Origin of the sequence: Myxococcus sp. AM011, from assembly GCF_013372595.1 — a bacterium.
Taxonomy (GTDB): domain Bacteria; phylum Myxococcota; class Myxococcia; order Myxococcales; family Myxococcaceae; genus Myxococcus; species Myxococcus eversor.
In genome coordinates, this window is record NZ_JABXEM010000365.1 from 1 (window position 1) to 8760 (window position 8760).

The following is an 8760-nucleotide window of genomic DNA, read 5'->3' on the forward strand; positions in this document are numbered from 1 at the left end:
GCGTCTACGGGGGTGGGCGCTCCTCCCGCGTTGTTTTTCAATGGGCGTCAGACCAGCTTCGCCCCGCGCCGACATCCACCTTGAGCGGCACCTTCAGCGTGGCCACGCCCGCCATGCCGCGCGACACCAACGCCTTCACCTGCTCCACTTCCGCGTCCGGCGCCTCCAGCAGGAGTTCGTCGTGGACCTGAAGCAGCATCACCGTGCGCAGGCCCTGGGCACGCAGGTCCGCGTCCACCACCAGCATGGCCTTCTTGATGAGGTCGGCGGCGGTGCCTTGAATCGGCATGTTGATGGCGGCGCGCTCGGCGGCCTGTGCCACGCCCCGGTTCTTCGAGTTCAAGTCCGCCATGTACCGCCGGCGGCCATAGAGCGTCTCCACGTAGCCCGTCTTGCGCGCCGTGTTGACGGTCTCATCCAGGTAGCGGCGGATGCCGGCGTAGCGGATGAAGTAGCGCTCGATGATGTCGCGCGCCGTCTCCTGCGGAATGCCCAGCCGCGTGGCCAGGCCGTGCGGTGACAGGCCATAGGCGATGCCGAAGTTCACCATCTTCGCCACCCGGCGCTGCTCGCGGTCCACCTGGTCCGGCGCCACGCCAAAGACTTCGGCCGCGGTGCGGCTGTGGACGTCCTCGTCATTGCGGAACGCCTCCACGAGCACCGGGTCGTCCGCGATATGGGCCAGGAGGCGCAGCTCCACCTGGCTGTAGTCGGCGCTGACCAGTTGGTGGCCCGGGGCGGCCACGAAGGCGCGGCGAATCTCCCGGCCCAGCTCCGTGCGCACGGGGATGTTCTGGAGGTTGGGGTCGGTGGACGACAGGCGTCCGGTGGCCGTGGCCGCCTGGTGGTACGTGGTGTGGATGCGCCCGTCGGGGGCCACCAGCGTGGGCAGCGTGTCCAGGTAGGTGCTCTTGAGCTTGGACAGGCTGCGGTACTCGATGATGGCGCCCGGCAGCGGGTGGTCCTCGGCCAGCTTCTCCAGCACCTCCTGGTCCGCGGACGGGCCCGTCTTGCCACGCTTGATGATGGGCAGGTTCAGCTCGGTGAAGAGCACCTGGACGAGCTGCGGGTTGGAGCCGATGTTGAACTCGTGGCCCGCGTGCTTGTAGACCTCCTTCACCTGCGCCTCGACGGCCGCGTCCACCTTCACGGAGATGCGCGCCAGCTCCACCGTGTCCAGGCTCACGCCCTTCTGCTCCATCCGCGCGAGGATGGGCAGCAGCGGCAGCTCCAGCTCCTTCGCGAGCTGCGCCAGCTTCGCTTCGTCCAGCTCCTTCCACAGCTCCGGCGCCAGCCTGCGCGCCGCCTCCGCGCGCACCGCGAAGCCCGAGGCCACCTCCTCCGGCGAGTGGTCCGCCAGCGCCCTGTCCTTCTTGCCCCGCTTGCCCTCGGCCGCCGCGGGGAGCGCGGGCAGCTCCGTGGCCAGCCGCTCGCGCGCCAGGTCCGCCAGCGCGTGCTCGCGGCGTGACGGGTTGAGCAGGTAGCTCAACAGCTCCACGTCGTCGTGCGCGCCAGCCAGGGTGAGGCCCTCGTTGGCCAGCACCAGCGTGAGGGCCTTGAGGTCATGCCCGCCCTTCTTCACCGCCGGGTCCTCCAGCACGCCCTTGAACGCGGCGGTGAAGGCCTCGGGCTTCACCTGCGTGGCGCCCAGCACCGCGTGGCGCAGCGGCACGTAGCGGGTGCTCGCGTCCGGCAGCGCCACGCCCAGGCCCACCAGCTTCGACGCGAAGGGCATGCCCTCGTACGCCGGAATCAGGCTGACCGAGCCCGCCGCGCGCACCGCCTCCGCCAGCGCCAGCAGCTCCGCGTCGGTGCCCACCAGCGTGGTGGTGATGGCCAGGGGCGCGGGCCGCTCCTTCGCGGGCTCGGAGGAAGAGGACTCGGTCGGGCCCTGCTGGGGCAGGTCCTTGAGCAGCGCGTAGAACTCCAGCTCCGTGAAGAGCTCGCGCGCCTTCGCGGAGTCCACGTCCTTGCGCGTCAGCTCCGCCACTCGCACGTCGAGCGGCAGCTCCGTGTTGAACGTCACCAGCCGCCGGGCGAGCAGCAGGCTCTCCCGGTGCGAGGCGATGTTCTCCCGAATCTTGGGCTTCTTCACCTCGTCCAGCCGGGCCAGGAGCGTGTCCACGTCACCGAACTGCTGGATGAGCTCCGTGGCCGTCTTGGGGCCGATGCCCGGCACCTTGGCCACGTTGTCCACCGCGTCACCGATGAGCGCCAGGTAGTCGCGCATCTGCCGGGGCTCGATTCCCAGCCGCTCCTTCACGTCCTCGGGCCGGGTGTGCACGTCCTTCATCGGGTCGAAGAGGCGCACGTCCTCGTCGACAATCTGGATGAAGTCCTTGTCCCCGGTGACGACCTGGACGCAGAAGCCCTCGGCCTTCGCCTTGTGGGCCAGCGTGCCGATGACGTCGTCCGCCTCCCAGCCCGCGAACTCCAGCACCGGCAGGTTGAGCGCCTCCACCACGCGGCGGATGAGCGCGAACTGCGGCACCAGGTCCTCGGGCGGACCCTCGCGGTGGGCCTTGTAGTTGGGGTCTATCTTCTGGCGCTCCGTGCGGCTCTCCTTGTCGAAGGCGAGCGCCACGTGCGTGGGCTTCAAGTCCCGCAGGGCCTTGAGCACCATGCGCGTGAAGCCGAGCACGGCGTTGGTGGGAACGCCCTTGCTCGACGTGAGCGGCGGAATGGCGTGGTACGCGCGGAAGATGAAGCCGGACGCGTCGATGAGGACCAGGGTGGGCGCGGTGCGCGGGGGGCTGGTGTCGGCCATGCCCCCGTGCCTAGCGCGCCCGTCCCGCCCTGTCCAACTCGCTTGCTACGGGCAGCTCCACTCCTTCTTCTTCGCGATGACGAGCTCCTCCACGCCGTCACCCTTGACGGCGAAGTCCAGCACCGCCGCCATGTCCGGGCAGCCGCCCGCCTGACGGAACGTGGAGAGCGCCGTGGCGGAGCAGAAGCCCGCCGCCTTGTTCAGGTCCGGGTTGCCCGCGTAGAAGCCGAAGCCCAGCTTCCACATCCGGCACGCGCGGCGCTTGTCGTCGCGGTCCGCCCAGTGCTTGCCGCGCTGGTACGACTTGTCCGCCATGTCCGCGAGGATGGCGCGCCGGTAGAACGACGGCTTGGACTCCGCCAGGTCCAGCATCAGCGACTTGTCCACCTCCAGCGCCTCGCGCAGCGGCTCGGCGGCCTTCTCCGGGTCATCCGCGGCCAGGTAGCTCTGTCCACCCTTGAAGAGCTGATCCACCGTGGACATCGTCTTGAGCATCTCGTCCGCCGCGGCGTGGAACTGCGCGGACTCGTAGTTGGCGCGCAGCTTCTGCAACGTGGCCAGCGCCTCGCTGCCACGGCCGGCCCAGTAGTCCATCATCGCCGCCTGCATCAGCTTGTTCGAATAGCGGCCCTTCACCGCCTCGAACACCACCGTCTTCGGGTCCGTGGGCAGGTTGTCGCGGTTGAGGACCTCCGCTACCGGGCACGTCCAGGGAATCGCGTTCGGGTCCAGCTTGAGGCGCGAGATGAGGAACTTCACGAACAGCGGGTCCTTCGGCCGCCACTCGTTCTTCTTCAAGCGCCCTTCCAGCCTCACGTCGAAGCCGAGCGGCGGCTGCAGGTCGTCACGCGGCTGGTTCTGGCACCACACCGCCATGTACGTCTGGCACCGGGGCACGGCCGCGCTCCACTGCGAGTCGCGCAGGTAGCGCCTGCAGTCGTCCAGCGCGCGCTTCGTCACCTGCTCGGCGGCCTCGGCCGCCTTGGCGCGGGCGCGGCGGAAGTACTCGCTCTCCCTCGGAATCTTGCGGAAGGAGTCCAGCGCCTCCTCGGGCTTCAGGCGCTGCTGCAGCTTCTCACCCTGGGAGAAGTGCTCGAAGGCGTCCTTCTCCAGCTTGATGCGGCGGATGAGCGTGTTGGCGTCGGTGTTGATGGGGTCCAGGTCCAACACCTGCGAGCAGATCTGCTCGGCCTTGACCCAGTTGGGCGGGCCCAGCTCGCTGGAGGCGAAGGAGCGACACTCGCTGAGCAGCTCCGACACCTGCTGCGCGGGGTCCACGGGCACTCCCTGGCCCATGGGGCCTCCGGAGTCCACGGCCTGCGCGGGCATCAGCGCCTTGACCATCACCGCCAGCAGCAACACGCCCACCAGACCGCCGCCGGCGATGAACAGCTTCTTGCGCCGGGCCTCCGGGTCCGCGCCGCCGCCACCCTGCGCGACGCCCCCCCGCCGCGACGGAGGCCCCGAAGCCGCGCCCGCGCCCCGACGGGCCAGCGCGTCGGACTGGGACGCCTCGAAGGTCATCTCCACCACGCCGAACTGGAGCTGGTCCCCGGGCTGCAGGTCCACCGACTCCGGGCCCAGCGGGTCGCCGTTAAGCAACGTGCCGTTGGCGCTGCCCAGGTCGCGCACCGACACCACGCCACCGGCGGACTCCAGCTCCGCGTGCTTCCGGCTGACCGAGTCGTCTTCCAGGATGATGCCCGCGGGAGGCAGGCGCCCCACGAGCACCTTGCCCTTGAGCGGATAGGTCTTCCCCGCCCACGGCCCCACGGTGCCGCGCAAGAGCGGCCCGCCGCCACCTCCAGCGGGAGGACCGCCCGGGGCCTTGGGTCGCCTCGCCGGCGCCGCGCCCGCGGGGCCACTGCCTCCAGCGGGCTTCGCCTTGATGCTGGGCAGGGCCCGGGTGGCGCGAGCACCGCCGCCCTCCGCGCCCACGGGCATGGCGGATTCAGGGCCCGCCGGCTTGGCCGCCCGCCGCGAGCCGGTGGCCTTGCCAGCCGACGCCTTCAGGCTCAGCGTGTAGTCGCCGAGGATGACCTCGGACTGGGGCGTGAGCGCGGTGGGCTCGGCGATGCGCTCGCCGTCCACGAAGGTGCCGTTGGCGCTGCCGAGGTCCTCGATGAAGACCCCTCCCGCCTCGGTGAAGACGCGCGCGTGTGTCCGCGAGACGCCTCCCTCGGTGAGCAGGACTTCACAGCCCTGCTGGCGACCCAGCTTCAGCTCGCCAGCGACCTCGTGTTCGTTCTCCGTGCCATCAGGCAGACGGACGACCAGTGTAGGCATGGCGCGTCAGTCCTCCCGGAAGATGCTCATGTTGACGGGGATGCCCTTGCGCTGAAGCTCGTCGTAGAACTTCGGCACGAAGCCGGACGCCACGAAGCGACCCCGCACCTTGTGGTCCTCCGTGAAGCCGTCCTGCTTGTAATAGAAGATGTCCTGGAGCGTGACGATGTCGACCTCCATGCCGGACACCTCGGTGACGAAGCAGATCTTCCGGGTCCCGTCGGAGAAGCGCGTCTGCTGCACGATCATGTGAACCGCGCTGGCGATCTGCTCTCGGATGGCCTTCACCGGCAGGTCCATGCCGGACATCAGCACCATCGTCTCCAGCCGGGCGATGGCGTCACGCGGCGTGTTGGCGTGCAGCGTGGTGAGCGAGCCGTCGTGGCCCGTGTTCATGGCCTGGAGCATGTCCAGCGTCTCACCCGAGCGGCACTCACCCACGACGATGCGGTCCGGCCGCATGCGCAGGCAGTTCTTCACCAAATCCCGGATGGTGATGGCGCCCTTGCCTTCGAGGTTGGGCGGCCGGCTCTCCAACTGCACCCAGTGGTCCTGGGGGAGCTGCAGCTCCGCGGCGTCCTCCACCGTGACGATGCGCTCATTGTCCGGGATGAACGCGCTGATGATGTTGAGCGTCGTCGTCTTGCCGGAGCCCGTGCCGCCGGAGATGACGATGTTGCGCTTGGCCTTGACGCACATCTCCAGGAACTCGGCCATCTGCGCGGTGAGCGTCTTGTACTTCACCAGGTCCGAGATCTTCAGCGAGTCCTTCTTGAACTTGCGGATGGTGATGCAAGGACCCTTCAGCGCCAGCGGAGGGATGATGGCGTTGACGCGGCTGCCGTCCTTCAAGCGCGCATCCACCAGCGGGCTGGACTCGTCGATGCGCCGGCCGATGGGCGCCACGATTCGCTCGATGACGCCGAGCACCGCCTGGTTCGAGGAGAAGGTCTTCTCCGACAGCGTCAGTTGACCCTTGCGCTCGATGTAGATCTGGTTGGCGTGGTTCACCATGATCTCGCTGATCTCATCCGACGCGAGGAACGCCTCGAGGGGCCCCAGGCCCAGCGCCTCGTTGATGACGTCGGTGAGCAGCTCCTCGCGGTCCACGTCCTCCGGAAGCTCTCCGTCCGCTTCCATCTGGTCGATGATGTCGCGGATGGCCTTCTCGGTGCGGCGCCACAGCTCGTCATCGCCGAGCCGGTCCATGTCCATGCGACGCAGGTCGAGGTACTCGATGAGCCGGTCGTGGATCTCCTTCTGGAGGCGCGTGTAGCGCTCCATCCGGGGGTCCACCTTCTTCTTGTTCTTCGCCAGGGCGGAGGCCATGGACGCGGGCATGCGTCCAGCGACGGGAGCCTTCGCCGCGGGAGCCGGAGGTGGCGGCTCCTCCTCGTACGGCTCCTCCTCTTCGTACTGCTCCTCCTCCTCGTACGGCTCCTCCTCGCCACCGTCCTCGTAGGCCTCCTCGGCCTGGCCGGCGCGGGTCATCTGCGGACCCGCATCCTCCAGCGGCTCCACGTTGATGATGTAGTCACCGATGTAGATCTGGTCGGTGGGCTTGAGCACCTGTGGCGCGGCGATCTTCTTGCCGTTCACGAAGGTGCCGTTCGTGGACTTCATGTCCACGATGATGCACTTGCCATCCTTGGCGACGATGCGGGAGTGGTACTTCGAGACATTGCCCTTCGCGAGCATGATGTCATTGCCGGGCAGCCGACCGATGGTGATTTCCGGCTTGGTGTACTCACGCTGCTCGGTCCCGCCGCCCTTTTCCGCGAGGGTGATCAAAAACATGGGACGGATGCTAGCAAGCACCCCTTCCACCTCAAAGCGCCAGCCGCATCCGACGTGCCCGCCCGCAAGGCGACGGGCCGGCTCCCACCCCGGAAAAAGGGAGGAAACCGGCCCGTCCAGGGCCCTGGGGCCCGGCTCCAGGCGCCTTCAAGGCGCCCCGAGCGTCAGTCGAAGATGTTGAAGTTCACCTCGGACCGGGCCTGCTTGTAGCGGCTCTTCACGTCCTCGATGATGGTGCGGACCTTGTCCGAGTCCGGGTTGACGATGCGCGGAGTCACGAAGATGACCAGTTCGCGCTTGGTGGAGTCGAACCCGCGGCTCTTGAAGAGCTCACCGATGATGGGGATGTGACCCAGGCCGGGAATCTTCGAGATGGACTTCTGCTCGTCGTGGCTGAACACGCCGGACAGGACGATGGTCTCTCCGTGGCGCACGGTGACGTTCGTCTTCACCTTGCGGGTGCGGAAGCCGGGCACCGTGGAGGAACCACCGATGGACACGGCGACGGAGGTATCGATTTCAGAGGCCTCGGCCTCGATCTCCGTCTGGATGTTGCCGTTGCGGTCCGCGGTGGGGCGCAGGTTCAGGATGACGCCGTACTTCTTGTACTCGATGGAGAACTGGTTGTTGGTGATGAGGGGGATGGGCACCTCGCCACCGGCCAGGAACTCCGCCTTCTCACCGCTGGCGCACACCAACTTGGGCTGCGCGAGCAGGCGGCCGTAGCCGTCGTTGCCCTGGAAGCCGATGGAGAAGTCCGCGCCCGCCGTCAGACCCAGGTTGGAGCCGCCCTGCCCGAAGGTTCCGGGGAACAGCTCCTGCGTCACCGTGGCCGCGGCCGTCGCCGAGCCCGTGATATCCAACGGGTAGCGGATGCCGTAGCGGTCTCGGCTGTTGCGGCGGATTTCGACGAACTGGACCTCGGAGAGGATCATCCGCTTGATGCCGACGACGAGCAGGTTCTCCACCTTCTCGCCAATGGCCTTCGTAATCAGCTCCGCCTTCTGGAGGTCCTGCTGGCTCTCCACGGAGCCCTCCAGGAAGATGGTCGCGCCGACGACGTTGGCCTGCACGTTCTTCAGGCCCGCCTTCTGGAACGCCGCGTTCAGGTTCTGCGCCACCAGCTTCTTGGCGTTGGGGGCGATCTTCACGAACGACTTCACGTTCGGATACAGGCCCACCACCTGGTCGATGCGGTCCGCGTCCTGCGTGGTGTACGCCTGACCGTCCAGGTAGATGCGGTCACCCACCATGCGCACGGAGACGCCTTCGATTTCGCCCAGGAGGCGCTTGATCTCGGAGATGACCTCGTTGGGGTCCTGCTTCCGGACGTTCACGAGGTAGCTGACGCGCTGCCCCGTGGACTTCCAGATGAGCAGGGTCGTCTTGCCCTCGGCCTGGCCGGTGATGAGGAGCTGACCGGAGCCGAGCGTCTTCACCTCGGCGATGGACGGATCGCCGAGGGCCACCTTGCTGAGGCCTGGAATGCTGAGAACCTTCTGGGCGCCTACCCCGAGGCTGACGCTGGTGCCATCCTGGGCCAGGGCGGAGCCACTGGCCACCATGGCAACGAGTGCGCCAAGCGCGGCGGCATGCGTGAAGCGTGTGAACATCGTGCGTGTCCCCTCTTCCAAATCTCTGCGCTAACCCAAGCTTTCGTGCTGCCACCACAGCGCCCAGAAGGTTCCGAGCGCGATGGCCACCCCGTAGGGAATATGACGCCGCGCGGCAGGCTGCGCGTCCGAGCGCGCCAGGTGCAGTCGCACCGCCCATCGCCGCAACGCCGCCGACACCGTGTCCCAGACCGCCCCTTGCCACAGGAGCGAAACCACCGCCTGGGCCGCGCCCGCCAGGGAGATGAATGCGGCGGCCGCCATCGACGCCGGAAATCCCAGGACAGCGCCCACCCC

Annotated in this window: 4 protein-coding genes and 1 pseudogene; all 5 read right to left on the reverse strand. The window is 67.9% G+C overall.

Going from position 1 to position 8760, the window contains the following annotated elements; genetic code table 11:
* Positions 1-37: 37 nt before the first annotated feature.
* Positions 38-2767: a DNA polymerase I gene (gene polA / locus HUW62_RS43300; protein WP_176437778.1), complete on the reverse strand. Its 2730-nt coding sequence runs from the start codon at positions 2765-2767 to the stop codon at positions 38-40.
* A gap of 45 nt (positions 2768-2812) precedes the next feature.
* Positions 2813-5053, reverse strand: a complete 2241-nt coding sequence (locus tag HUW62_RS43305; protein WP_163870662.1) for an FHA domain-containing protein — start codon at positions 5051-5053, stop codon at positions 2813-2815.
* A 6-nt stretch (positions 5054-5059) separates the two neighbouring features.
* Complete coding sequence (locus tag HUW62_RS43310; RefSeq protein ID WP_163870661.1) at positions 5060-6850, reverse strand: ATPase, T2SS/T4P/T4SS family; 1791 nt, start codon at positions 6848-6850, stop codon at positions 5060-5062.
* Between the two features lie 164 nt (positions 6851-7014).
* A complete protein-coding gene (locus tag HUW62_RS43315; RefSeq protein WP_163870660.1) occupies positions 7015-8463 on the reverse strand; it encodes a type II and III secretion system protein family protein in 1449 nt (482 codons plus the stop codon).
* Positions 8464-8493: 30 nt separating this feature from the next.
* Positions 8494-8760, reverse strand: a pseudogene (locus HUW62_RS43320) (prepilin peptidase); the annotation flags it as partial.